General features: G+C 64.4%; 22 protein-coding genes and 2 pseudogenes. 7 read left to right on the forward strand and 17 right to left on the reverse strand.

The genetic code is table 11. The features are described from left to right. Positions 1–115: 115 nt before the first annotated feature. On the forward strand, positions 116–1330 hold the full coding sequence (locus tag ACTHNR_RS12045; protein ID WP_440547848.1) for an RNA-guided endonuclease InsQ/TnpB family protein: 1215 nt from the start codon (positions 116–118) through the stop codon (positions 1328–1330). 44 nt (positions 1331–1374) lie between these two features. Continuing rightward, positions 1375–2423, forward strand: a pseudogene (locus ACTHNR_RS12050) (dihydroxyacetone kinase subunit DhaK); the annotation flags it as partial. A gap of 28 nt (positions 2424–2451) precedes the next feature. On the opposite strand, the gene ACTHNR_RS12055 reads toward ACTHNR_RS12050, so the two are convergent. Genes ACTHNR_RS12055 through ACTHNR_RS12085 form a run of 7 tightly spaced genes read right to left on the reverse strand, consistent with a single transcriptional unit; the run spans position 2452 to position 9708 of the window. Next, entirely contained in the window at positions 2452–3525 is a 1074-nt protein-coding gene (locus ACTHNR_RS12055; RefSeq protein ID WP_440547849.1) for a 2-aminoethylphosphonate aminotransferase, read from the reverse strand. 13 nt (positions 3526–3538) lie between these two features. Next, positions 3539–4711 (reverse strand): phosphonopyruvate decarboxylase, encoded by a 1173-nt coding sequence (gene aepY, locus ACTHNR_RS12060; protein ID WP_440547850.1) that lies wholly within the window; start codon positions 4709–4711, stop codon positions 3539–3541. Further along, positions 4708–6405, reverse strand: a complete 1698-nt coding sequence (gene aepX, locus ACTHNR_RS12065) for a phosphoenolpyruvate mutase (RefSeq protein WP_440547852.1) — start codon at positions 6403–6405, stop codon at positions 4708–4710. Before aepX ends, aepY begins: the two co-directional genes overlap by 4 nt. Next, on the reverse strand, positions 6402–7166 hold the full coding sequence (locus ACTHNR_RS12070) for an NTP transferase domain-containing protein (RefSeq protein ID WP_440547853.1): 765 nt from the start codon (positions 7164–7166) through the stop codon (positions 6402–6404). Before ACTHNR_RS12070 ends, aepX begins: the two co-directional genes overlap by 4 nt. Positions 7167–7214: 48 nt before the next feature. Then, positions 7215–8219 (reverse strand): flippase-like domain-containing protein, encoded by a 1005-nt coding sequence (locus ACTHNR_RS12075; protein ID WP_440547854.1) that lies wholly within the window; start codon positions 8217–8219, stop codon positions 7215–7217. Further along, entirely contained in the window at positions 8216–9025 is an 810-nt protein-coding gene (locus ACTHNR_RS12080; RefSeq protein WP_440547855.1) for a HalD/BesD family halogenase, read from the reverse strand. The genes ACTHNR_RS12075 and ACTHNR_RS12080 overlap by 4 nt, the downstream gene beginning before the upstream one ends. Further along, entirely contained in the window at positions 9022–9708 is a 687-nt protein-coding gene (locus ACTHNR_RS12085) for a CDP-alcohol phosphatidyltransferase family protein (RefSeq protein WP_440547856.1), read from the reverse strand. The genes ACTHNR_RS12080 and ACTHNR_RS12085 overlap by 4 nt, the downstream gene beginning before the upstream one ends. Positions 9709–9920: 212 nt before the next feature. Here ACTHNR_RS12085 and ACTHNR_RS12090 point away from each other — a divergent pair, with 212 nt between their 5' ends. The 3 genes from ACTHNR_RS12090 to ACTHNR_RS12100 all read left to right on the forward strand — a co-directional run bounded on the left by ACTHNR_RS12090 (position 9921) and on the right by ACTHNR_RS12100 (position 12841). Further along, positions 9921–10373, forward strand: a complete 453-nt coding sequence (locus ACTHNR_RS12090) for a hypothetical protein (protein ID WP_440547857.1) — start codon at positions 9921–9923, stop codon at positions 10371–10373. 349 nt (positions 10374–10722) lie between these two features. Further along, a complete protein-coding gene (locus ACTHNR_RS12095; protein WP_440547858.1) occupies positions 10723–11886 on the forward strand; it encodes a porin in 1164 nt (387 codons plus the stop codon). A gap of 202 nt (positions 11887–12088) precedes the next feature. Beyond that, positions 12089–12841, forward strand: a complete 753-nt coding sequence (locus tag ACTHNR_RS12100) for a fumarylacetoacetate hydrolase family protein (RefSeq protein ID WP_440547859.1) — start codon at positions 12089–12091, stop codon at positions 12839–12841. A gap of 10 nt (positions 12842–12851) precedes the next feature. Here the strand turns inward: ACTHNR_RS12100 and mdcH are convergent, their stop codons facing one another. The 8 genes from mdcH to ACTHNR_RS12140 form a co-directional block, all read right to left on the reverse strand. Beyond that, entirely contained in the window at positions 12852–13781 is a 930-nt protein-coding gene (gene mdcH / locus ACTHNR_RS12105) for a malonate decarboxylase subunit epsilon (protein WP_440547860.1), read from the reverse strand. Then, positions 13781–14455, reverse strand: coding sequence for a malonate decarboxylase holo-ACP synthase (locus tag ACTHNR_RS12110; protein ID WP_440547861.1), 675 nt, complete (start codon positions 14453–14455; stop codon positions 13781–13783). The genes mdcH and ACTHNR_RS12110 overlap by 1 nt, the downstream gene beginning before the upstream one ends. 51 nt (positions 14456–14506) lie before the next feature. Further along, on the reverse strand, positions 14507–15352 hold the full coding sequence (gene mdcE / locus ACTHNR_RS12115) for a biotin-independent malonate decarboxylase subunit gamma (protein ID WP_440547862.1): 846 nt from the start codon (positions 15350–15352) through the stop codon (positions 14507–14509). Between the two features lie 9 nt (positions 15353–15361). Further along, positions 15362–16252: a biotin-independent malonate decarboxylase subunit beta gene (locus ACTHNR_RS12120; RefSeq protein WP_440547863.1), complete on the reverse strand. Its 891-nt coding sequence runs from the start codon at positions 16250–16252 to the stop codon at positions 15362–15364. Continuing rightward, a complete protein-coding gene (locus ACTHNR_RS12125) occupies positions 16249–16560 on the reverse strand; it encodes a malonate decarboxylase subunit delta (RefSeq protein WP_440547864.1) in 312 nt (103 codons plus the stop codon). Before ACTHNR_RS12125 ends, ACTHNR_RS12120 begins: the two co-directional genes overlap by 4 nt. Next, on the reverse strand, positions 16548–17402 hold the full coding sequence (locus ACTHNR_RS12130) for a triphosphoribosyl-dephospho-CoA synthase (RefSeq protein WP_440547873.1): 855 nt from the start codon (positions 17400–17402) through the stop codon (positions 16548–16550). Before ACTHNR_RS12130 ends, ACTHNR_RS12125 begins: the two co-directional genes overlap by 13 nt. Before the next feature lie 80 nt (positions 17403–17482). Further along, entirely contained in the window at positions 17483–19144 is a 1662-nt protein-coding gene (gene mdcA / locus ACTHNR_RS12135; RefSeq protein WP_440547865.1) for a malonate decarboxylase subunit alpha, read from the reverse strand. Between the two features lie 49 nt (positions 19145–19193). Then, positions 19194–20012, reverse strand: coding sequence for a GntR family transcriptional regulator (locus ACTHNR_RS12140; RefSeq protein ID WP_440547866.1), 819 nt, complete (start codon positions 20010–20012; stop codon positions 19194–19196). Positions 20013–20159: 147 nt separating this feature from the next. Here ACTHNR_RS12140 and ACTHNR_RS12145 point away from each other — a divergent pair, with 147 nt between their 5' ends. After that, positions 20160–21458: an MFS transporter gene (locus ACTHNR_RS12145; protein WP_440547867.1), complete on the forward strand. Its 1299-nt coding sequence runs from the start codon at positions 20160–20162 to the stop codon at positions 21456–21458. A gap of 280 nt (positions 21459–21738) precedes the next feature. Continuing rightward, positions 21739–22068, forward strand: coding sequence for an addiction module antidote protein (locus ACTHNR_RS12150; RefSeq protein WP_440547868.1), 330 nt, complete (start codon positions 21739–21741; stop codon positions 22066–22068). A 68-nt stretch (positions 22069–22136) separates the two neighbouring features. Here the strand turns inward: ACTHNR_RS12150 and ACTHNR_RS12155 are convergent, their stop codons facing one another. After that, entirely contained in the window at positions 22137–23663 is a 1527-nt protein-coding gene (locus ACTHNR_RS12155) for an SH3 domain-containing protein (protein WP_440547869.1), read from the reverse strand. Between the two features lie 70 nt (positions 23664–23733). Further along, positions 23734–23925, reverse strand: a pseudogene (locus tag ACTHNR_RS12160) (hypothetical protein); the annotation flags it as partial.

Here is a 23925-nt window from a genome sequence, read left to right on the forward strand (position 1 = left end):
TTTGTGCGACGCACTGGCGGATAACGGTATCGGCAGAGCACCCTACAAAGTACGGTGATCGCAATTTCCTCAAAAGCGAATAGGAGACGTTTTTCGGGATATTTATACTGCCAGCATGCAACGACTCCAAGCCTTCCGATTCGAACTGATGCCCAGCGGCGAGCACGCGCGCAAGATGCGCCGGTTCGCTGGCGCGCGTCGCTTCGTCTATAACAAGGCACTTGCGTTGCAGAAAGAAACCCACGAGGCTGGCGGAAAGTTCATCGGCTATGTGCCGATGGCAAAGCATCTAACCGCGTGGCGCAATTCGGTGGAGACGCCGTGGCTGAAGGACGCCCCGGTCCATACGTCGCAAGCGGCGCTCAAGGATCTGGATCGCGCCTTCGTCAATTTCTTCGAAAGGCGTGCGGCCTTCCCGTGTTTCAAGCGCAAGGGCATGCACGATAGCTTTCGCTACCCCGACGCCAAGCAAATCAAGCTTGACCGCAAACACGGCCGTATCTCGCTACCCAAGCTAGGCTGGCTGCGCTATCGCAATAGCCGTCTGGTACTGGGCGAAGTTCGCCGCGCTACGGTATCGCTTCGCGCTGGCAAGTGGTTTATCTCCATCCTCACGGCACGCGAGGTCGAGCAGCCTGCGCCGAGTGGCCCGGCAGTGGGCATTGATGTCGGTGTTGCACGCTTCGCGACGTTGAGCGACGGCACGTTCATCGCGCCACGCGGCAGCTTCAAGCAACACGAGCAACGGCTCGCGAGGTACCAGCGCCGCATGGCCCGCAAGGTAGGGGGCTCGAGGAACTGGATAAAGGCGAAGGCCAGAGTCCAGCGTATCCACGCGCGCATCGCAAATGTTCGAGCTGATTTCCTACACAAGGCATCGAATACGATCAGCAAAAATCACGCAATGATCGTGGTCGAAGACTTGCAGGTTCGCAACATGAGCAGATCCGCGAAGGGCTGTACTAACGCACCCGGACGCAATGTGCGCGCGAAGTCGGGCTTGAACAAGGCGATTTTAGACCAGGGCTGGGGCGAGTTTCGTCGCCAACTGGAGTACAAGAGTGCGTGGCGCGGCGGATATTTCGTTGCGGTGCCACCTCGAAACACGAGCCGGATGTGCCCGCACTGCGGGCATATTTCAGCCGAGAATCGTAAGACACAGGCGCTGTTCGCCTGCATCACGTGTGGCCATACAGCAAACGCCGATCATGTCGGCGCGCTCAACGTTTTAGCGGCGGGGCACGCCGTTTTAGCCTGTGGAGAGCTGGTGCAGTCGGGCCGCTCAAAGAAGCAGGAACCCACCGAAGCGACTCAGGCCATCGCGACCTAAGCGCAGTAGGAATCGCCTTCCTTTAGGGAGGCGAGGATGTCAACGTGAAGAACTATACGGGCGATCGTCTGAACTTCGGTCTTGCCGCCGAGTTGGCGCGATCGGATGGGATACCCGTTGAAATCGTGACGGTCGCGGACGATGTTTCGCTGCGCGGTCGAATCGACCGTCATCAGCGTCGCGGTATTGCGGGCACGGTACTGGTGCACAAGATTGCCGGCGCCGCCGCGGCCGAAGGGCGTTCCTTGGACGAAGTGGCGGCCATTGCGCGAAAGACGGCGCAGAACCTGGGAACGATGGGCGTCGCGCTCGACGGATGCACGTTGCCGGGCGCGGAAAAGGCGGGCTTTCATCTCGCGGATGACGAGATCGAGCTCGGCCTGTGCATTCACGGCGAGAAGGGTGTCGAGCGTACCGCCCCGATGAAGGCGGGCGAGCTCGCGGAGATTTTGCTCGCCAACATCATAGAAGACCTCGCATTGAAGACCGGCGAAAGCGTTGCATTGCTGGTGAACGGACTGGGCGCCACGCCCGAGATGGAATTGGCGGTCGTTCTGCGCGATGCGTTCGCTAGCTTGTGCCGCCGGGGCATTCAAGTGGAGCGAGCGTGGGCCGGCACGCTCCTCTCGGCGCTCGATATGCCGGGCTGCTCCATTTCGGTCCTGCGTCTCGATGACGAAACGCTCGAATGGCTCGATGCCGACACCGAAGCGCGTGCGTGGCCCGGCGGCGGGGTAGTCAATCGCCATATTCGGATCGAGCCGACTGCCACGGCATCTGCATGGGAGAGCGCGCCATCGACGATGACCGACGGCGGTCGCGAATGGTCGGGCAGATTCAAGCCCGCCTTGGAAGCCGTTGCGCACGCGCTGCTCGATAAAGAGGCGATCCTGACCGACCTCGATGCTAAAGCCGGCGATGGCGACCTTGGCGCCAGCATGAGGCGGGCCGCGGAGGCGATTCTTCGCACATGACGCCGCGCGCGGGACGCGCGAGCTATCTGGGTGCACGTGCCATTGGCTCGCCTGACGGAGGCGCCGTGGCGATTGCGTGCTGGTTGAAGGCCTTGTTGCCGTATATCGCCGCGCGCTAGGTATTCGATCGGCGGCCGGCGAATGCCTCTACCGCATGACCCCATCGAACGCCCGCATCAAACGCTCGATGTCGGCCGCGTGCAGGTCGCCCATCGTGGACACGCGGAAAAGGCGCTTCGACAAATCGCCTTGCCCGGCGTAGATGACGAACCCCTGGGCCTTCAGCGCGTCATGCAACGGTTCGTAGGCGATGCCCGACGGCAGATCGTACGAGCGCAGCACGACCGACGATTGCTCGGGCGCGATGACCGGCGCGACGCCGCGCGACGCAAGGCCGCTTCGCACTTGCTCCGCGAGTGCCGCGTAGCGCTCGTGCCTTGCGCTTACGCCGCCTTCGTCTTCGAACTCGCGCAGCGCTTCCACGAGCGCGTAGTAGGCGTGAACCGAAGGCGTGAACGGCGTGTTGCGCTGCGCCTGCATGCGGGCCAAGCGGGCGAGATCGAGATAGTACGTGCGGCTTGCCGCGCGCGCGATCGCCTCGCGATGCGCCACGACGAACGAAGCGCCCGGCACGCCGTGCAAGCACTTGTTGGCGGTAGCCGCCACGGCCGCGATATTGCCTTCATCGAAATCGATCGCTTCGGCGCCAAAACTGCTCACGGCGTCCACGAGCAATCGAGCGCCGTGCGCGCGACACAGCGCGCCGAGTTCGGCCAGATCGTTGAGGCGGCCTGTCGTCGTTTCATGATGCACGACGGCGACATGGGAAAACGGTCCCTGCGCTTGCAGGCGACCCGCAATGACGCCGAGGTCCGGGGCGCTCATCCAATCGTGGACGATCGTCTCGTATGCGATGCCGTACTGCTTGGCGATATTCGCGATGCGCTCGCCGTACACGCCGTTCTGCACGACGAGCAGCTTGCCGTCTTGCGGCACGAGCGAAGCGATCATGCTTTCCACCGCACCGGTGCCCGAGGCGGTCATCAGCACCGCCGACCAGTCGTCGGGCGCGAGGCCATAGACATCGAGCAACCGGCTCCGCGCTTCGTCCTGCAGGTCGTAGAACTCGCTTTCACGGTGGCAGAGGTCGGGTTGGAGCAGGCTGCGCCGCACGCGTTCGGTCAACGTGACGGGGCCCGGGTTCAGCAACAGCGTTTTCATGGAAGGGGACTCCTCATGCGGCGCCGATGTGGCGCATCAATCGTACTTTGACTTCGGCGGGCGTGATCGTGGGGCGGGGCAAGCCGTCCGGCGTGCCGCGTCGTATCGCGAGGCGAGCGAAACGAGGGCCGCTGCGCGCGTCAACAGCGGACTGCGGTGCGAGCAGGGCGTCGACGATCGACAGATCGTCGCCTTCGGTCGCGGACGCATACCCGCATGCCGCCGCGACACCCGCGAACGACACGTTCGACGACACGGTGGCCTGCCCACCGGTCGAGTCGTGCGCGCCGTTGTCGAGCAGCAGATGCGAGAAATTGGCCGGCCCGTAAGCGCCGATCGTGGCGAACGCACCCATGCGCATGAGCGCGGCCCCGTCGCCGTCTAGCGCGACGACATGAAGATCGGGCCGGGCGAGCGCAAGGCCGAGCGCGAGCGGCATCACGCATCCCATCGATCCGACCATGTAAAGCTGGTTGGGTCGGTCATCGAGGGCGTAGAGTTCCCGTCCGCAAAACCCCGTCGAAGCGAGCACCACGGTCGTCTCGGGCGGCGTGAGGGCGACCACGCGTTCGAGCGCCTCGCGCCGTGATGGCAAACCATCCTCCGTTGCGCCGCGCCAATATGTTTGCGGCTGACAAGGCGTTGAGCGAGGAGAGGCGGCATCGGCAAGCGGATAGGGCGCGACGCTGCCCTTGTGCATGACGAGCGCATACGGCCGGCCCGTCTTGTCCATATGCGCCACGGCGCGCTCGAGCGCCGCTTCGATCGCGTCGGCCTCGCGGGGGAACGGCTCCCACGGGATGTCCATGGTTTCGAGCAGAGAGGGCGTAATCGGTCCCATGAGCGCGTGCTGCGGTTCGTCGGCCACGCCCGGTTCGCCGCGCCACGTCACGATCAAGAGTTGCGGCAACCGAAACGTCCACGTCAGCGACGTCAACGGACTGACGGCGTTGCCTAGCCCGGAGTTTTGCATCATCGTGACGCCGCGTTCGCCGTGACGCGCACCGAGCGCGACGCCGGCGATGAGCGCTACCGCATCGCCTTCATTGGCGGCGCTGACGTAGCGCAAGGCCGGATCCTGCAGAACATAGTTGATGAAAGGCGTGAGAAACGAACACGGCACGCCCGCATACCAAGTGAATCCGCGGCGCCGTGCCGCTTCGACGAACTGCGCTGCTTCGATCATGTGATATCGCCGTTGCCGCCGCGCCCGAGCGCAAACGGGGTCTGTGCATGGGCGAAATCGCCCGCGCGCCGAAAGTCCTCGAGGTCGTTCACCCCGCACCAGTGTCCGTGGACGTATTGCACGTCGATCGCTTCGCCTGCATCGATCAATGCATTGATGAGCGCCGGCATGTCGAGCGCGTCGAAATCGGGCCGCCGCCTGAGTTCCGCCAGCATGGTTTGCAGGCGCTCGAGTCCTTTGCCTCGAACGCTTAGCAGTCCTATCCACCGCCCGTCGGGCGGGGCGGTATCGGGCTTGCCGCTGCGGATGCGCTGCAGCACTGTCTTGCGGCCGAACATCGCGCGGTCGTCGGATGCCGAACAATAGGCGAAATCGCGGACGGTATGGTTCGACACGGGCGACTGCGACGAATCGACGACGACGGTGAAAGCCGCGTCGCTTTCGGCGAGGTCGCGCAGGATATAGCTGCGAAAAAGCAGATCGCCGTACGAGATGATGGTGTCGCCGGTCAATTCGCCCGCATCCACCGCGCAGGCGAGCGAGGCGAGCTCCCCCGTTTGCGCGTGGGCGTCGTTGACGACGAGCTTGATGCCGGCCGTATCGATCGCATCGGCGCGATACCCGCCCACGACGGTGATGTCGTTGACGCCTTGCTTCTTGAAGGCATCGACGAGCCAGCGAAGCAGCGGCTTGCCGGCCACGGGCAACATGACTTTCGGCCGGTCGGCCGTGACGGCTTCGAGGCCGCGTCCGCGGCTCGCTGCCAGGACGACGGCCGCGCCGGGCCGGCGGGACGCAGAAAGATAGACACGCTCTGCCGCCGCGTATTCGTCGGCGTCCTGCAGCCGAAATATTTCGCCCACGCTCGCGATACGTTCTTCGACGTTGACGAGGGTCTCGTTGTCGTGAATGTCCTTCGCCACCGCCTGCATGGACGAGGCGGCCGCGCGCACGAGGTGATTGGCCCAGATCACGGTGCTGATGCCGGCCTTGCGGAAGACTTCCGTGGGCGTGCTGTAGTACTTGGTCGGCACGATCACGAGCGGCGCCCGGCCGGCCCATTCCCTCGCGAATGCGAGGATTTCGTCGGGGCGCGAGAGTTTGCTGTGAATCAGGATCGCGTCGGCGCCGGCCAGCCGGTAAGCCTCGGCGCGCTCGAGCGCTTCGTGCAGCCCCCATCCGGCGATCAGTGCTTCGACACGCGCCACGATGGAGAAATGCGCTTCGGATTGGGAATCTTTGCCAGCCTTGATCTTTCCGCAAAATTCGTCGATGTCGGCCAGCGGCTGGCGCTCGCCGCCGATGAAACTGTTCGTCTTCGGAAACTGCTTGTCCTCGATGCAGACACCCGCGATGCCGCGCTGTTCGAGCTTGCGTACCAGGCGCCGGACGTTGTTGAAGTTGCCGTACCCGGTATCGCCGTCCAGCAAGATCGGCAGGTCGCTGGCGTCGGCCATGAATTCGAGCGTGTCGACCACCTGGGTCCAGCTCGCTTCGTTATTGTCGCGCACGCCGAACTGCGCGGAGATAGCGAGACCGGAGGCCCAAATACCTTTGAACCCCGCTTCGCGAACGATGCGAGCGGACAATCCGTTGTGCGCTTCCATCAGAAATTCGAGTTCGTCGCTGACGAGCATGTCGCGCAGCCGCTCGAAACGCGAGCGTGCGAAAGGGGCCGAATCGCGTGCGTTCATCGCGTCACCCCCGCAGCTTGCGTAAGGCGCGGCAGCACCTCGTTTTCCGCGCGCGCGACGTCGCCCGGAAAGTCGATTTCGATCCACGGCAACCCGGTGACGTCCGCCACTTCGTACGGGCGCCCGCCTTCGAGCAACAGATCGCGCACGGCTTCTTCGTGCGGCATGTTTTGTCGGCCGCTCGAAACATAGCCGTCCACGATTTGGGCCAGACGTCGCGCGGTGCCTTCGCGAAAGCGGAAGAAGCCGACCGATTCGCCAATGGTGTCGTACTGCAGGCCCACCGCTAACTGCTTGCGTAGCTCGACGGGCACGCCGTCGCGCAGGCAAAGCTTGACGGGCTCGTCGCCCGCTTCGAAGTCGCGGTCGATCAATAGACGGTCGGCGCTTTCTCCCTGCACGAGCGCACGCAGAATGGCCTCGTCGTACAAGACGTCCGCATCCATCAGCAACACGTCGCCGCCGCGCGTGAGCGCGTCCGCCATCGTATGCACGGTCAGGACGCTGCCCAGGTCGAAGCGTGGGTTGAGAACGGATCGAGGCCGGGGCTGCCAGCCGATGCGATCGAGCTCCTCATCGATACGCTCGGGCTGAAAGCCGAGCGCGAGCTCCACCTCGTCGACCCCCAACGCGCGCAGCGCGCGCAAGTGACGCTCGAGCAGCGTCACGCCTTGAAAGCGCAGCAAGCATTTCGGAAACTGCTGCTCGGGCGGTTGTTGCAGACGCAGGCCAAGGCCCGCGGCGAGAATGATCGCTCGCATGTTCTTCTTCTCCTTGCAGAAGCCGAACGACGCAACGGCCAGTTCGCGTCAATCGGCAAGCGGCACGCCGGCCGTACGCCGGCGTCGCCAATCTCGTTCACTCCAGTGCAAATAGACGATGCCGGGCAACCCCAGTGCGAGTTCGCGCGCTCGCTTGGCGAGCGACAAGGCGAGGGCCGCGTCGGGCGTCAGGCCCACGAGCGGCGCCAGCAGCAGGTAGCCGCCTTCCTGCGCGCCGAGCGACCCCGGAATCGCGAATGCGGCGCCGCGTATCGCCTGTCCCACACTTTCGAGCAGCAGCGCATCGAGCCAGCTCACGGGGTGACCGATGAACTTGAGCGCGAGCCACACTTCGCCGATGCCCGCGAGCCAGCCCACGAAACTCAAAGCGAACGAAGCGGCCGCGCGTTTGCGGTCGCGGTATAGCCTGCGCACGGCGTCGTCGATCGCATCCGCGCGCGCCGAAGCCTGCGCGGCGCCTCGCGCGCCGAATGCCTTGCCGAACAGGCGCGAGAAGCGACCGAATAGGCCGCGCTGCTGAGCGTGATAAAACGCGCCTACTGCCACGGCCAGCACGGCGCTTGCGCCGAGCGCGGCGACGTGCAGCGCGTGCGCGGCCTGCGCACTCTTGGCGACCGAAAACGCGGCGAACGCCGTCAAGCCAAGCAATGCGAAGGCGATTTGCGCCACCGACTGCAGGGTAGTCGACACCGTGACGGCGGCCGCCGCGTCATGCATCGGCGTACCGCGTTGAGCCAAGTGCCGCGCCATCAACACGGGGCCGCCGATCTGCCCGGCAGGCATCAAACTGTTCACCGATTCGCCGGCCCATCGCGCACGCAACGCATCGACGAACGTCGCGGGCGACTCGACGAGCACCGCGAGCGCGGCCGCATCGATGACGAGCGGCGCCAAATGGAACGCCGCGACGAGCGCGAGCCCCCAGCCGGCCGCGGCCAGCGTGGCCGCCACGGCACCGGCCCCTTGCCACGCGAGCAGCGCGACGAAAAGCGCCGCCCCCAGCGAAAGCAGGACTGCCGCCGTCCGCGTCATGCGTCGTCCTTGCCTGAGCCCGAGCGGAAGCGAAACACTTGGCGAAAACCGAAGTACGCGATGGCGTCTTTCATGTTCGAAACGAAGCGCCGCCACGGACGCATCCGTGCGTCGGTCACGTACTCGAAGGTCAAGGAGACGCGCATTTCGCCCGCCTTCGACGGGGTGATCCGATGGCGCAGCGTGTCGCCGTCGAACAGCACGATCGCGCCGGGCGGGTACTGAATCGAGCCGGACACCGGCGTGGCCCCGGCCGTACGCGTGTGCAATTCGTAGTCGAGCCGGCATGACGAATCGTCGATGACGCCGATCAGGAGCGTATAGCGGCGGCCGTCATAGTAGGAGGTGTCGTAATGCCAGCCGATATGATCGCCTTCGCGCGTGTAGTAGTAGAGCGCGTAGGCATGCGGATCGTCTTCGGGCGAAGGCAGCAGCGTATCGCCTGTGATCGCCTCGAGCCATCCGATCAGTGCGCGAGAGCGATAGAGTTCGGCGATGTCCGGCGCGAGGCGATCGATTGCGTGCCGGCTGACGCTTCCGCCTTGCTTGTGCCCCGGCAGGTAGTTGCGATTGACGGCCGGGACGAGCTGTCGGGCGAGTTCGGCGAGCCGCGCGGTGACGTCGGGGGGGAAAAAGCAGTCGAGATACAGGAAAGAGCCTTGTTCGACGAAGCGCGTGCGCAATGGCGTAGCCTCGAGTTCCTGCACCGTCGCGCGCACGCGCTCGTCGATCGACTGTGGCGCCGCGGGCCGGTCCAACGTCGAGGCCGATGCCGGCGCTTCGCTGGGGGCGACGCGTGCATTCATCGGGACACCCACGCTTCGCCGCTGGGCGTGCCCGGTCGGGTTTTGCGAAGCACGCGCCGGTAGTCGAGCACGACCCACAGTGCGAAAAGCGGCGCGCCGATCGACGCCGCGAGCACAAATGGCTCGACGATGCTGAAAAGCGTGACGAGCGGCAGCAGGTAAAGCACGTCCTCGGTTTCGAAACCCGCGGCCGACGCCTGCTGCGTGCCGGCCTTGCCCGCCATCGATTCGATGCGCATCCGCAGATAAAAAATCAGCGCGACGGCTATGCCCGCGACGCCGCCGAGCAGCGTCGACTGAGCGAGGATGCCGTCGCCCTGCATGCGCGCGACGCCGATGCCCATGCTGACGAACAGCGCGATCGTCACGAGCGCATCGCTCGCGAGGTCGTAGAAGTGGCCGAACTTGCTCGATTTGCCGCTGATGCGTGCAAGTTCTCCGTCGGTGTGATCGATGAAGTTCGACAGCACGATCAGCAGCGCGCCGATGTTCGTCCACACGAACGAACCGCGCGCAAGGGCCGCGGCGCCCGCAACGCCGACGACGAGCCGTAGGGTCGTCAGGTGGTTGGGCGTGATGCGGGTATCGACGAGGGGGGTGACGAGACGGCGCGCAAGGCGAGCGTCCCACGTGCGTGGCATGGGAGCGATGGCGCGAGGGAGAGATTCGACGCGATTATCCATCCACAGGAATATATACGTTTTTACGGAGTGCTGTCTTCCAGGGGCGCATCCGCCTTCGCGCGCTATCGCATGGGCGCTCGCACGTGACCGGCGCCGATCAAACGCGGTAAAGTGCGTGCCTCGCCCACCCAGAGGGGTTCCGGCACGCCGCGTGCACGAGCGCAGTTCCGAATCGCCATCCGTCCGGCCGTAATGGGATGTAATTTGCCGCTATGAAACGTCTAGCCCTTGTCGCTTTCATTTTTATTGCCGCGCTGCCGATCCGAGGCTTCGCCGCCGCTCTCGACGAGCCGCTTCATTGCGATCGGCCGGCGCACGAATTCATCGGAGCGTTGGAGACGAAGGGGTTGATCGACCCGCACCCGTCGCGCGTCGAACCGAATTCGATCAATGCTTTCGACCCGACGCACGGCGTGAGTCTCACGGCATTCGGCTATCACGTGTTCGCTATCGTCGGGTTTCAGAAGGACGATCCCTTGTTTGAGAAGGGCAACGGCAAACCGCTGGCCGATTCCGCTTACGGGGCGGTCGTGCTGGGGTCGAGCGACAAAGTGAAGGCGGCGGTGAGGGCAGCGGGCAGCACGGCCATCGTCCATCATGTCGGGCCGTTCATTACCGCCATCTTCTGCCAGACGGACCCCCCGTCTTCCGAGGATACACCGTAGCTTTCGATTCGCTTTCTTTGAGCCGGCCGGTCAGAGGCCCATGATTTGTTTCGCCTGGCCGGCAGTTTCTTCTTAGGGTTTCACCCTAATCGATGTGATTTTTACTGGAGATCGCGGCCGTACCCACGGGCGCGCGGGCCCCAATAGTTGGCAATAAGCAACGACTCCGCCGGTGTGCGCGCACCCCAATGGACTTGGCGGGGCGGCCGTGCAACCATTCTGTCCATTGAGCCGCAATGGCGAGCAGGATAAAAGACACCGAGAGCGATTCAGTCGCCGCCCAAGATAAAAAGCCGGGCGAAGCCCGCGGGCGGAATCGTTCCAACCAGTGGCCGGTTTGGAGTATTCGATGAAAAAGCACGCACTTTCTCTCGCCGCGGCGATGGCGTTCGCCGCGCCGGCGTTCGCGCAAAACAGCGTGACGCTGTATGGCGTAATCGATGAAGGTTTCAACTACACGAACGATGTGCTCGGCAACCACAACTACGAACTCGCGAGCGGGTTCGCGCAGGGCAGCCGCTGGGGTTTGAAGGGTTCGGAAGACCTGGGCAACGGCCTCAAGGCGGTCTTTCAGCTCGAAAACGGCTTCGACGTCAATTCCGGCCGGTTGAATCAAGGCGGCCGGATGTTCGGGCGGCAGGCGTATGTGGGTTTGTCGAGCGACTTCGGTACGGTTACGCTGGGTCGCCAATACGACTCGCTCGTGGACTATCTCGCGCCCACCACGGCGAACGGCAATTGGGGCGGCTACTTGCTCTCGCACCCGTTCGACAACGACAACACGGATAACTCGTTCCGCGTCAACAATACGATCAAATACGCGAGCAACAACTATGCGGGCCTGCAATTCGGCGGCACGTATAGCTTCAGCAACGACCCGGGTTTCTCCAACAACCGGCAATACAGTATCGGCGGCCAATACCAGACAGGCGGCTTGCTGATCGCCGCGGCTTACTTGCATGCCAATAACCCGGGTATCACGTCGGGCGGTGCGATCGCGACGAACGACGCGAATTTCGCATCGACGCGTCTGCGTATCTTCGGCGGCGGCGTCAACTATACGTTCGGTCCGGCAACGGCTGGCTTCGTTTATACGAATACGAACGTGACGAATCCGACGTCGAGCGCGTACTTGACGGCGGCCGATTCGCTCGCGCCGATCACGGGGCCGCTCGCGGGTTCGACCGTCACGACGCTCAAGTTCCAGAACTTCGAACTGAACGGCAAGTATCAGCTGACGCCCGCGCTGTATGTCGGCGCGCAGTACGTCTACACGATGGAGAATTACGACACGACGCTCGGCGGGGTAAAGCCCAAGATCCATACGTTCGGGCTGATGGTCGACTACAACTTGTCCAAGCGAACCGACGTCTATATTCAAGGCGCTTTCCAGAAGGTGGCGGGCGACAGCACGGGCTCTTCGCTCGACCATGCTTACATACCGGGCGCGGACGATGTGTCGAGTACATCGAAGCAGGCGGTGGCGCGCGTCGGCATTCGACACAAGTTCTAAAAAGAACGAACGATTGCGGCGCGCTTCGCGTCGCGTGTTTCGCCTCGACCCATCCGTTGCACGTGCACGGATGGGTTTTTTAATAGTCGCGCCGGTTGTTGATGCGGGATGATCGATGTGGCGCGCAACTTGCGAAGCGGCGTATCCTTGGCGGCGATCGCACGATGCATCGCCTGGACGAAAAGCGAAGGAGGGGGACACCATGGCCAACGCGCAAGAACTTGCCGCACGGTTGCTGCAAGCCAGACGTGAACATACGTTGCTCGATCCGGGTTCGCTCACGGCATGCATGCCGGCGAACGCCGACGAAGCGTATGTCGTTCAGCAGCTCGTGCTCGATCAGATGGGCGGTTGCGCCGGCTACAAGGTGGGCGCGGGCTCGCCTACCGCCGCGCCGCAGTGCGCGTCCTTGCCGGCTACGAGGGTATTCGGCGCAACCACGGGAATTCGCCGCGGCGACTATGCGCGCATCGGGCTCGAGCTCGAAATCGCGTTTAGCTTCGCCGATGACGTCGACCATAGATTGTCCGAGCAGGCCGACGAAGTGATCGATGCGATCGACACGATGTCGGTGGTTGCCGAGATCGTCGACAGTCGATACGAAGGCTGGCCGAATGTCGATCCGCTGCTTCAACTAGCGGATGCGCAGAACAATGGAGCGCTCGTGATCGGCGATACGCTGCCGTATGACCGCGCGTTCGATTTCAGCGCGCCGCGGGTGAGTTTTTCATGCGGCAACCATGAAATCTTTCAAGGCGTGGCGCGCCACCCTGCCGGCGATCCACGGCGCTTGATCGCTTGGCTCGTGGCGCGCACGCTCGAAACGGGACATTCGATTCCGGCGCGAACGGTGTTGACGACGGGCTCGTATACGCCGTTTTACATTGCTACAGAGCCGGGTGTCGTGCGCGGCGTGATCGAAGGGTTCGGGAAGATCGAGTTCGAAATTCGGTAGCGTGGGGCGTCTAGGCATCGACGCGCCGCCGCACGATCTCCACCAGCCGGTCATCGGAAAACGACGACGCGGCGAGCGCCTCGACCTGCGGATAGGCCGCTTTCGCGATGTCCGTGAGCACTTGGCCGGGCGGCGCTTCGACGAGCAACGTCGCGCCGCGTTCGACGATCGTGGTCAGCGCATCGAACCAGCGGACGGTATAGCGCATGTTCGTCGCCAGATCGTCGCGGATATCCTCGGGCCTGTGCAATGCGCGTGCGCGACGGTTGCCGATGTATAGCTGCTTTGGCGTGCTGAACGACAAACTGGCGGCATACTCAACGAGTGCTTCCGACGCTTCGCGCAACAGTTCGCAGTGCGAAGGCACACTGACGGCAAGGCGCTTGGCGCGATGCGCGCCTGCCGTCGTCGCCTGAATATTGAACGCATCGAGCGCGTCGTCGCTGCCCGCGACCACGATTTGCCTAGGCGCGTTGACGTTGGCGATAAAGATGCGATGCTCCGATGCGCTCATCATCGTGCCGATCAATGTTTCGACTTGGGCTTCACTTAGGCCTTCGATCGCGGAGAGCCCGTATCCGCTCGGATAGGCCTGCTCCATCAAGACGGCCCGATGCTTCACCATCCGCAGCGCGTCGCCGAACGAGACGGCGCCGCAGCCGACCGCGGCCGCATAGGCCCCAACCGACAACCCCGCATGCATCTGCGCCTCGATCCCGGCATCGGCAAGCCGCCGCTGCGTCGCCACGCCGGCGACGACCAGTGTGATCTGCACCGCGACGCTCGATCGCAGCGCATCGTTCGAATCCAGCGCGGCGACGTCGAGCGACAACACGTCGGACGCTTCCTCGATCGTTTCCGCGGCGGTGCGGTGCGCGGGCAATCGATGCAGAAAACCGGCGCTTTGCGCACCTTGACCCGGGTAGAGAAGGGCGAGCATCAGCGTCCACCCTCGTGGGCAACGCCGTCGTCATGCCACGGATCGGCAGTCATGCTTGGGCCGCCTATGGAGCGCGCCAGTACGCGCGGTTTGCCCGCCGCCCACTCGCTGAGGGCAACGCCGCCCGCCGGCGTTTCGAGTTGAGCATCGATACGCACGTTGAAGTTCTGCTCGATGCAAGCCGCACGCTCGCGCAGCGCCAGCGCATGCTCGCGCGCAAGCCGCGTAGGCGTACGCATGACGATGTCCAAATCGCTCGTCTCGGTGACGGTCCGGCGCATGGTCGCGAGTTCGAAGCCCACGCTGCCGGTCGGACCCCACGCCAGCGTATCGAAGTGCGCGTCTTCGACGAGTGCGCGAAAAGCAGCGAATGCCTTGAGATGGATTCGGTCGGGTGACACCGGTCGGTCTCGCAACTGCTCCGGCGGCAGCACGAGTTCGACCGATTCACTTGGAGCGAAAGCGCCGTACCGCTGCGCGCGGTCAGCGCCGCGAAAGCCCACGGCGACGAAGCCGGAAGGCGCCTCTGCCCGTCGCACGACAGCAAATGGAGCTTGAGCGAAAGCATCGAGCAGCCAGGGCGGCATATCGTCCGTCGCCGGGAGCGCGCGCAAGCGCAGCAGGTCATGCGCTTCGTATTGGCCTGCATGTCGGAAAGAGGTTGCGCTATTCATCGGCCGCTCATCGTTGCCGCTCGGTTCGTTGCCTTCGCGGCGATATGGCATTCACGCCGATTCGCCCGCATCCCACTGCATCGCCATTCGCCGCCGCACTTCGATCGAAGCCGCGCGCGTCGTTCGCGCGGTATCGGAATCGAGCCGGCGGGACAAATCGCTAGGTCCGGAACGCGCCGAGGCCGCCGCATCCGCGAGGATCTGCCGCACGCGCGCAACGTGTTCGTCGGTGGGCGCGTCGGCGTCCACGCCGTCGATCAGGCGATCGAGTAGCCCCAGCTTGGCGAACGCGGCAAGCGAATACGACATCGGCGTAATCGTTTCGCCCAGCGCATCGAGCGCCTCGACGCAACGGCGCGTCACGCGCGCGGCGGCTTCCTTGCCCATCGCATGCACCATCGTGCCCGGTGCGTCGAGCGCGAGAATGCGGTTGGCTTGATACCCGTGCGCGAGGAATGCGCCCGACATGGCGGGGCCGACGATCAATGCAACGATGGGATGCCCGGCCAGGCGCGCCGAAGCGTAGGCATCGACGGCCGCCGCGCAGGCGAGGTGAATGCCGAGCATTTCCTCGCGATATCCGTATGCCTGGCTTTTGACGTCGACGATCGCGACGATTGGCCGGCGCCGTTCCGCGTGTGCATCGGCATCGATCACCTCGCGCACCGCGCGCGCAAGCCGCCACCCTTGCTCGAGTCCCACCACGTTATCCCGCGCGCGGGGAAAGCGGTTATCGGCATCGGGAACGACCGCGATGAACCTCGCCGATTCGTCGCCGAGCGGGGCATCGGCATGCCATATAGGCGACACGGGCGCGTTGCCCGCCGTGCCCGCCGCATTGCCCGCGAGGGCGCGAAACCATCGTTGTCCGCGGGACAGGGGAGTCGTTTCGTTCATCGGTCGTCCTCAACGATCAAGGTGGCGTTCGTCGCGATCGGACCATGCGCCGCCGAACAACGCACGCATTGCTTCCGGCGTGACGGTCTCGGGCGTCGCCTCCGACAGCAGCGATAGATAGCGCTCGACCGCCTCCGAACGGTGCACGTCGGGCACCCCGGCTGCGAACGCTACGCGTACGGCGGCTGCAATGAGATCTGCATCGTCGTCCACGAGCGTATCGGCAAGCCCTGTGGCCACACGTTGCTCGCCGCCGATCAGTTGCCAAATCCGCCGACGGTCGCTCGCATCTAGCTCCTCGATTCCGGCCTCTTGCTCGATCACTTCGGGCCCGTTCATACCTAGCCTGCCTTGTCGCGTCATGATCAACCGCGTGCACAGCGCGGCTGCGAGGGACATGCCGCCGAAACAGCCAACCATGCCGGCGATCACGCCGACGACCGGCACGTATCGACGCAGCGCGACGATTGCCGCCTGGATTTCGGCGATGACGGCCAACCCGAGATTCGCTTCCTGCAGGCGCACGCCGCCCGTCTCGAAGACGATGACGGGGCGAACGATTTTCCCGCGTTCACAATCGCGCAGCGCAAGTTCGAGCGCGGCCGCGATCTTGCTGCCCGACACCTCGCCGATGCTTCCGCCCTGGAAGGCCGATTCGATCGCGGCGACCACCGCCGGCACGCCGTCGATCGTTCCGCGCGCGATGATCGCGCCGTCGTCGGCTTGGCAGACGATGCCCTGAAGCGGCAGCCAGGGCGACGTGATGCGGTCGAACGGCCCGAGCAACTCGCGGAATGTATTGGCATCGAGCAGGCGCCGGGCGCGTTCGCGCGCCGTCAGTTCGATGAAGCTGTCAGTCGCGGCGAGATGGGGCGCCGCCACGGTGGATGCGAGATTCATGAGCGCGCCCCTTGCATGCCTTCCGCTTCTTCGACGGCTTCCGCCAGCCGCAGCGCCACGACGCCGGGCGTCGCGCCGAAGTCGTTGATCTCGATCGACGCTGCGCCGTCATAGCGCGTGAAGAACCGGTCGAGCACGCTTTTCCATATGTGCCCATAGCCGTCGACGCTCGTGTTGACCACAACGCGCGCTTGCATCGCATCGTTCGGTGCGAGCAGCACTTCGAGATCGCCCGATCCCACGACGCCCACATGCGAGCGCGCCCCAACGACGCGGCGCGCGGGGTAGTCGAACGTCAAATGCTCCATGCTGGTGTTCTCCCGTCGGCGCGCACGGGCGCCAATCCATCGATGAAGAGTGTCGCCGCAAGCAGATCGGCTGCGCCGCCCGGCGATGCATTCAATTTCAATAGCCGTGTTTCGAGGCGCTCGAGCGCGGCACGCCCGCTCGGTGTCGCGCTGCCGCCCAAGGAGAGCGTTTCGCGTGCGCCCGATTTCGCTGCATCGAGCGCATCGAGCCCGGCGCGATGAAGCAGGCATGTGTCGTCCAGCGTCGCCATGATCGCGAGCAGCGCGTCGATTCGGGCGGCGTTCTCGCCGACGCGTCGCTGCCGCGCCGTACGCAGCGCGGGCAGCCCGGCGTGCAGCACGTGCGGGAAGCCTTCCTGCGCTTCGCGCCTCGCGCCGCCGACCCCGTAGCGCGCGCGCACGCGCGACCCGTTGCTTTGCGCAAGCGGGGCGCCGTGGTCGGGAAAGCAAGCGATCTGCGCCGCCGTCGTGCAGATCGCTTCAGCGTGGTGCGCCACGGCGCGCTCGTCGTAGGCGCAAATCGTTGCACCCGCAACCAATAGGCCAACGATCCAAATCGCGCCGCGATGTGCGTTGCTGCCCTGTGTCGCGCTCATCATCGCGGCTTCGCCGTCGCGGCCGATTGCGGCCAGCTCGGCGCGCAAGACGGCCGAAGGGCGTTTGCCTTGCGACGCGCGCGAGAGCGCGACAAAAGTCGGTTCGAGCGAAAACGCGGATCGCTCCATGACGGCCAAGCTCAAATCGCGATGCGCGCCGCTTCCGCGCCGGTCGACGAGGGCGGGTTTCGGCGTGACGTGAGCTTCTTCGATCAGCGCATTCGTAGCCAAGCGCGCGAGTCGCATCGCTTCGTCTTCAATGAGCGCGCCATCGCATGAAACGAAATCGGCGCACGGCGCCGGGCAGACGGCATGGGCGGGCATCGTCACCAGCTCCGAAAGCGAGCCGGCGGCACGTAGAGCCCCCCGGACCAGGCGACGAGATCGTCGATGCTGCGCGCGGCGAGCAGCGAGCGCTTCGCCTGCGCGCGCCGGATACCCAGATCCTCGGGATAGGCCACGATGCCGCGGCGCCGCAGCTCGGCCGTGCGTTCGGGCTTGGCGCGCAAGCCGATTGGAGTCACGCCGGCCACGGCGGCAACCGCCGCGCGGCGCTCCTCGACACCCTCGGCCTTATGCAGATAAGCGATACCTTCCTCGGTCACCACGTGGCTGACATCGTCTCCGTAAATCATCACGGGAGCGATCGGCATCGCACTCTTGGCGCCGACGGCAATGGCATCGAGTTCGTCGACGAAGGTGGGCTCGCCGCCCTTCTTATAGGTCTCCGCCAACTGCACGACGAGTTTGCGGCCTCGCGCGATCGGCCCTTCGGTCGTTTTCAGGAGCTTGAGCCAGGCTTCGCTCGCATGACGGCGTCCGTGCGGATCATGTCCCATGTTGGGCGCGCCGCCGAAGCCGGCAAGCCGGCCGCGCGTCACGGTGGACGAGTTGGCGTCCGCATCGATCTGCAATGTCGAACCGATGAAGAGGTCGACGCCGTACTGTCCCGCCAACTGGCAGAGCACGCGATTGGAGCGCAAGCTGCCGTCGCGGCCGGTAAAAAACACATCCGGGCGGGCGGCGACATAACCCTCCATTCCCACTTCGCTGCCGAAGCAGTGGACACTCTCGACCCAGCCCGATTCGATGGCCGGAATCAGCGTGGGGTGAGGGTTGAGTGTCCAATTGCGGCAGATCTTTCCCTTCAGTCCGAGCTCGGCGCCGTAGGTCGGCAAGATCAATTCGATCGCGGCCGTATCGAAGCCGATCCCATGGTTGAGCGAGCTCACGCCGTACGGCTCGTAGATGCCGCGAATGACCATCATGGCCGTGAGCACCTGCAAATCGCCGATGTGCCGCGGGTCGCGCGTGAACAGCGGCTCGACGGCGAAGGGGCGATCGGCCTGTACGACGAGGTCGACCCAGGAGCCCGGAATATCGACGCGCGGCAGCGTATCGACGATTTCGTTGACCTGCACGATGACGATGCCGTGGCGGAACGCGGCGGCTTCGGCAATCGTAGGGGTGTCTTCCGTGTTCGCGCCGGTATAGAGGTTGCCGTGCCGATCGGCTTTCTCGGCGCACAGCAAAGCGACTTGCGGCGTCAAGTCGACGAACATGCGCGCATACAGTTCGACATAGGTATAGATCGAACCGATCTCGAGCAGGCCGTCTTCGAGCAGTTGCGCCACGCGCAAGCTCTGCGGTCCGGCAAACGAGAAGTCGACCTTATGCGCGATGCCGCGCTCGAACAACGTCAAATGCTCCGGGCGAGAGATGCTCGAAATCAAGAGATGTACGTTGTTGACGATCTCGGGATCGACGCACGCAAGCGAGCGCGACAGGAAATCGGCTTGCTTTTGATTGTCGCCTTCGAGCGCGACCCGGTCGCCCGGGCGGATCAGCGCCTGCAGCGCATCGACGATTCGTTCGGACGGCAGGATGCCGTCTTCTAGCCACGGAGCGACAGTGGCGAGACGGCGTGCTTTTTCGTCGCGCAAGGTAGTCCACGAACGCGGGACCGGTTGTTCGGCTGCGGAGATCATCGGGCGAATCGGCTCCTATACGTGGGGCGGTTGCGCGCGCCGGGGCGGCTCAATCGGGGGTGCGGCGGGCGCCGCGGCGCTTCTTCGGGGCGAGCATCGCCGCCGACTCCGAATCGTCGACATTCCGGTGCTTGCCGGCCGGTGTTCTCGACCCCGGCGCCGGCTCGTTCAACAGACGATAAAGCAGCTCGCCGGTGCCGAGCAAATGATCCGTAATGAGCTTTCGCGCGGCGTCGATGCGTTGGCCCCGCACGTATTCCATCAGCTGGCCGTGTTCGCGATCGGACACCCGCTTATGGTCGGGCAGGCCCAACTTCACGCGCAGGTAGCGCTCGCCCCGACGATGCAGCGTTGCGATCATTTCGATCAATTGCGGGCGGGCCGCGGGCGCATAAAGGCTCATATGAAACGCCTCGTTGCGCGCCACGTACTGCTCGGAATCGCGCTCGCGCTCGGCGGCTTCGTACAGCGCCTGCGCCTCGCTCAGCGTGGCTTCCGTGTGGTTGGGAATCGCGAGCGTCAACGCCAACGCTTCCAGCGCGGCGCGGATTTCATAGATCTCGCGCGCTTCATCGGCCGATAAAGGTGCGACGGTCGCCCCTTTGTGCATTTCGACCTTGGCCCACCCCTCGCTTTCGAGCTGGCGCAGCGCCTCGCGCACGGGAATCGCGCTGACGGAGAAGTGCCGTGCGACTGCGTCCTGACGCAAAGGTGCGCCCGGACGCAGACGGCCGTCGACGATCGCGGCGCGCAGGGCGTCGGCCACCATGCGCGAAGCGCTGGTGCGGGGCGCGACGGCCACCGCCGCAAGCGGGAGACCTTCGTCGGCGCCGGCCTCTAGGGGAAAACGATTCGTTGCATCATCCATGATGGTCGATATTATATACAAAATATTCGATCTAAGAATCGGGCAAACCCGAGGATGCCAGGGGGATCCGAGCCGGGCGCGGCAAGCACCGCGCGCTCGCGCAGTCATTAAACGTCGGCAGTCCAAACCGTTTCACCGGAGGAGTACATGAGTTCAATGGCAGACAGCGCGCGGGTCGCGAAACAGCGAACGCCGCTCAACCGCTCGCAAATAGCGGGGTTTTGGGGTGCTTGGGCGGGCTGGACGCTCGACGGCATGGATTCGTTCATCTACGCGCTCGTGCTTACGCCGGCGCTGACGGAATTGCTGCCGCGCTCGGGTATCGAGGCGAGCCCCGCGAACATCGGCCTTGCCGGCTCGATCTTGTTCGCATTGTTTTTGGTGGGCTGGGGTCTTTCGTTCATTTGGGGGCCGTTGGCCGATCGCTTCGGGCGCACGAAGGTGCTGGCCGGAACCATCTTCACGTTCGCCATTTTCACGGGACTGGCGGCGACCGCGCACAGCGTGTACGAACTCGGCATCTACCGCTTCTTGGCCGGGGTTGGCATCGGCGGTGAATGGGCGTTGGCCGGCACCTATGTGGCGGAGGCGTGGCCCGAGGATCGCCGCAAAATGGGGGCGGGGTATTTGCAAACCGGATACTACGCGGGGTTCTTTTTGGCGGCGGCGCTGAACTATACGATCGGCGTTCACTTTGGCTGGCGCGCCATGTTCCTGACGGGCGCCGTTCCCGTCGTCATCGCAATTCTGGTCTTGCTGCGGGTGAAGGAACCGGAGAAGTGGAAGCAAGCCGAGGCGCGCGTCGTGCATGCCAAGCCGCTCGCCCAAATCCTTGGGCCGGGGTATCGCCGTCGCACGTGGGTCGCCTGCGCGCTGTTGACGATCGCGATCGTCGGCCTGTGGGCCGGCGCCGTGTATGAACCCTCGGCCGTCATTCAGTTGGCGATGAAGTCGGGCATGGACAAGGCGGGCGCGATCAAGACCGCTTCGCTCGCCACCGGCTTGCTCTCGATCGGGACGATCCTCGGTTGTCTGGCGCTGCCGCCGCTCGCCGAGCGGATCGGGCGCAAGAAAACGCTGGCCGTCTATTTCGCCGGGATGGCCGTGTCGATCGTCGGTAGTTTCGGATGGGCGTTCTATCAGCCGAACGGGCTGGCGCCGTTCATCGCTTGGTTGTTTGCGCTGGGGTTCTTTGGTGGGAATTTCGCGCTGTTCAGCCTGTGGCTGCCGGAACAGTTCGAAACGCGCGTCCGTGCGACCGCGTTTGCCTTCTGTACTTCGTTCGGTCGGTTCATCGGGGCGGGGGTGAACTTCTTGCTCGGCGCGGCCGTGCTGCATACGCATACGCTCGGGCTGCCCGTCGCGCTGACGGCGGTGGCGTTCGTTGTGGGCCTGTTCATCATTCCCTTCGCTCCCGAGACGAAGGGAGAGACGTTGCCGCAGTAGGAAACTTGGGTCAGGGCGTGTCGCCGCCGCGCGGGGGCTGTTCCTGCGGGCGGCGCCCCGCTGCGCGCATGTGCTCAGGGCAGCGATGCGTTGGCCGAATGCCGAGGTGCCGTTAGTCGGATTTTTCGCCTCTGATGGATCGTTGCCGTCTGTGCGATGGTAGAAGAGTAGCTTTTAAGCTACAAGTGTGTCATGATCCAACTTCTACGGTACTGCATGGATGGTCGAGAGCCCTTAAGCGAGCGAAGAAGCTGTGGTCGGAATGGAAACGGAGTCAGTCATGAGCAAACTCAAAGGCGTGGTGTCGCACCATGAGTCCGAGGTCGCCGAACTGCGAGCCGACCATGAGCTGGCGGTCGAATACTTGAAGGCTGCCATGGAATCGCTCGACGACCCGGATAACCGAGCCGCGGCTTTGCTGGCTTTGCGCACGGTGGCGGAAGCGTACGGCGGCCTCGGTGCAGTGGCGGCGCAGGCAGGAATCAGCCGCGAGTCGCTTTACCGGGCGCTGTCACCCAAAGGCAACCCAACGCTCAAGACGCTGCTCGCGATCCTGAAGACGATCGGCATGCGGCTGTCGGTCGAGCCGGAAGGGCATGCCCACGCCTAGGTAGCGCGAGGGCCGCCCAAGGTTTGTCCGGCACTGGCGAACGATCCCGCGGGCGGCTCCGCTCGCCTTCAACTCGCCGGGTTCTCCTCGTCGGGCGGCGGCGCCGCGCTGCTCGGCATGCCTAGTACGCTTACCTGAAAGATACGGGTTGCCGCAAGCGATTCGAGGCTGGGGTCTTCGGGGATCCGAAGCAACAGCGGAAAGATCACCGAACCGCCGATCACCACACGCCGGCTGTTGTCGGCCGGCCGCATACCCCAAATATCCTGATAGACGAGCGGCACAATGTGGCCGTCGCGTGTCGTATTGCCTAAATACAGCATGACGTGGCCGCCGATATACACGAGGGTGCGCATCGGCCTGCCGTTTTTGATCAAATAATCCAGACGTTGCGCCGGGGTGTCCGAAGAAAGGTCGGTCATGTCGCCCGCCGCCATTTGCGACGACGAATGGCGCGGCAGCCACACGCCGAAGGCGGAAAAAATGCTCTGAAGTTCGGAGGAGCAGTCGTTGTAGAAGTTCATGTTGCCCCATCCGTAGGGGCGTCCGATCAGCGATTTCATGAGCGCCGCGAGATTGCGCGGCGTGGCCGCGATGGGGGCGGGCGCAAGCGCTGTTGCCGGAAGCCGCGCCTCGCGCGATACCGCATGTCCGTCGATATCGCGCGCCGGCACGAGTACCTCACGCTGCGAAGGCGTTGCCGCGCTTTGCACCAACGGCAGTAACGTACCGGCCGTCGCATCGAAGCGAAACACCCCTTGCTCGTCGCGTACCGGCGCGGACGCCAAGATGACCACGCCCCATGCATCGGAGGGGCGGTGCGACCAGGCCGAGATGAATGCATCGTCGACGCGCGCCACGCCGTTCGATTGCACCCATCCTTGAACCTCGGGCGTTTGCACGTAGTCCCACGCGCCATCGACGCTTCGTCCCAGCACGTACAGCGGCGTCCCCGGTCGCACCGATGAGATCTGCAGATTGTCGAACGGGTAGCCTTCGCCTGCGAGCCGATGCGAATAGAACGACGGGTCCATCGTCGGCAACTCGCGCACGAGCAGCGCATTCGTGGCGATCGCGCGCGCGTCGGGGCGATAGCCCGGCGCCTGCGCGAATTGCTGCAGGTTCATGTTGCGCTCGATGTCGTCGAGCCATTGGGCCGTATGAGGCCAATAGTTTTGGCCGTAGCCGATCGAGCGAGCCGATTTGCCCGCGTTGTCGTAACTGCCTACGCGTCGAAGCTGCAGATCGACGATGTCGGCGCCGCCGTTGCCGTAGAGCCGACGGTCGATGAACGCGGGATTCCACGGCGACGGATCGCGCTCGCGCGTGCCGAAGTAACGCGCGAGATACGCGTCCCAATGCGCGTGTTGTTCGGCGGGGCTCAAGAATGGCGTGTCGTAGCTTGCACCCGTCGGGTCGATCCAATGATCGACGCTCTGATCGTAATGCTCCATCGGAAAGAGCGCGATGGGGTCGACGTAGGGGCGCTGCGCGGCGGGCGGGTTCGCGGCGCAGGCGGCGAGCGCCAGCGTAAGCGGGATGACGACAGCGCGAATCATCCGAGCGCGCCGAGGCGGATCTGCTTTGACGGACATAACGAAAGCCATGCGACGAAAAGGTCTCTAGAGCCCGCCATGATACGGCCGAAGCGCGTCGGCCGGCACGCTATGCACTGGTGCGTGCGTTCGACCGGGGCATGGCGACATCGCGCAAGATCGACATCGGCCCCAGGCGCCGCACTGTCGTCATTTGCTCCGCATCCCGAACGAACAGCGAACCCGCGAAGGCGAGCGCGTTGACGGCCACGCCGTGGGCTGCTTCGACGCGGCGGGGCACGAGCAGCATCCAGCGCCGTGT

Origin of the sequence: Trinickia sp., from assembly GCF_051954495.1 — a bacterium.
GTDB lineage: Bacteria > Pseudomonadota > Gammaproteobacteria > Burkholderiales > Burkholderiaceae > Trinickia.

Coding starts and splice junctions, on each gene's coding strand:
- ACTHNR_RS12145 (WP_440547867.1), top strand. CDS start 20,160: ATGAGTTCAATGGCAGACAGCGCGCGGGTCGCGAAACAGCGAACGCCG.
- ACTHNR_RS12045 (WP_440547848.1), top strand. CDS start 116: ATGCAACGACTCCAAGCCTTCCGATTCGAACTGATGCCCAGCGGCGAG.
- ACTHNR_RS12150 (WP_440547868.1), top strand. CDS start 21,739: ATGAGCAAACTCAAAGGCGTGGTGTCGCACCATGAGTCCGAGGTCGCC.
- ACTHNR_RS12055 (WP_440547849.1), bottom strand. CDS start 3,525: ATGAAAACGCTGTTGCTGAACCCGGGCCCCGTCACGTTGACCGAACGC.
- aepY (WP_440547850.1), bottom strand. CDS start 4,711: ATGATCGAAGCAGCGCAGTTCGTCGAAGCGGCACGGCGCCGCGGATTC.
- ACTHNR_RS12085 (WP_440547856.1), bottom strand. CDS start 9,708: ATGGATAATCGCGTCGAATCTCTCCCTCGCGCCATCGCTCCCATGCCA.
- ACTHNR_RS12090 (WP_440547857.1), top strand. CDS start 9,921: ATGAAACGTCTAGCCCTTGTCGCTTTCATTTTTATTGCCGCGCTGCCG.
- ACTHNR_RS12110 (WP_440547861.1), bottom strand. CDS start 14,455: ATGAATAGCGCAACCTCTTTCCGACATGCAGGCCAATACGAAGCGCAT.
- ACTHNR_RS12125 (WP_440547864.1), bottom strand. CDS start 16,560: ATGGAGCATTTGACGTTCGACTACCCCGCGCGCCGCGTCGTTGGGGCG.
- ACTHNR_RS12070 (WP_440547853.1), bottom strand. CDS start 7,166: ATGCGAGCGATCATTCTCGCCGCGGGCCTTGGCCTGCGTCTGCAACAA.
- aepX (WP_440547852.1), bottom strand. CDS start 6,405: ATGAACGCACGCGATTCGGCCCCTTTCGCACGCTCGCGTTTCGAGCGG.
- ACTHNR_RS12075 (WP_440547854.1), bottom strand. CDS start 8,219: ATGACGCGGACGGCGGCAGTCCTGCTTTCGCTGGGGGCGGCGCTTTTC.
- mdcA (WP_440547865.1), bottom strand. CDS start 19,144: ATGATCTCCGCAGCCGAACAACCGGTCCCGCGTTCGTGGACTACCTTG.
- ACTHNR_RS12080 (WP_440547855.1), bottom strand. CDS start 9,025: ATGAATGCACGCGTCGCCCCCAGCGAAGCGCCGGCATCGGCCTCGACG.
- ACTHNR_RS12095 (WP_440547858.1), top strand. CDS start 10,723: ATGAAAAAGCACGCACTTTCTCTCGCCGCGGCGATGGCGTTCGCCGCG.
- mdcH (WP_440547860.1), bottom strand. CDS start 13,781: ATGCTCGCCCTTCTCTACCCGGGTCAAGGTGCGCAAAGCGCCGGTTTT.
- ACTHNR_RS12130 (WP_440547873.1), bottom strand. CDS start 17,402: ATGCGACTCGCGCGCTTGGCTACGAATGCGCTGATCGAAGAAGCTCAC.
- ACTHNR_RS12155 (WP_440547869.1), bottom strand. CDS start 23,663: ATGTCCGTCAAAGCAGATCCGCCTCGGCGCGCTCGGATGATTCGCGCT.
- ACTHNR_RS12140 (WP_440547866.1), bottom strand. CDS start 20,012: ATGGATGATGCAACGAATCGTTTTCCCCTAGAGGCCGGCGCCGACGAA.
- ACTHNR_RS12120 (WP_440547863.1), bottom strand. CDS start 16,252: ATGAATCTCGCATCCACCGTGGCGGCGCCCCATCTCGCCGCGACTGAC.
- mdcE (WP_440547862.1), bottom strand. CDS start 15,352: ATGAACGAAACGACTCCCCTGTCCCGCGGACAACGATGGTTTCGCGCC.
- ACTHNR_RS12100 (WP_440547859.1), top strand. CDS start 12,089: ATGGCCAACGCGCAAGAACTTGCCGCACGGTTGCTGCAAGCCAGACGT.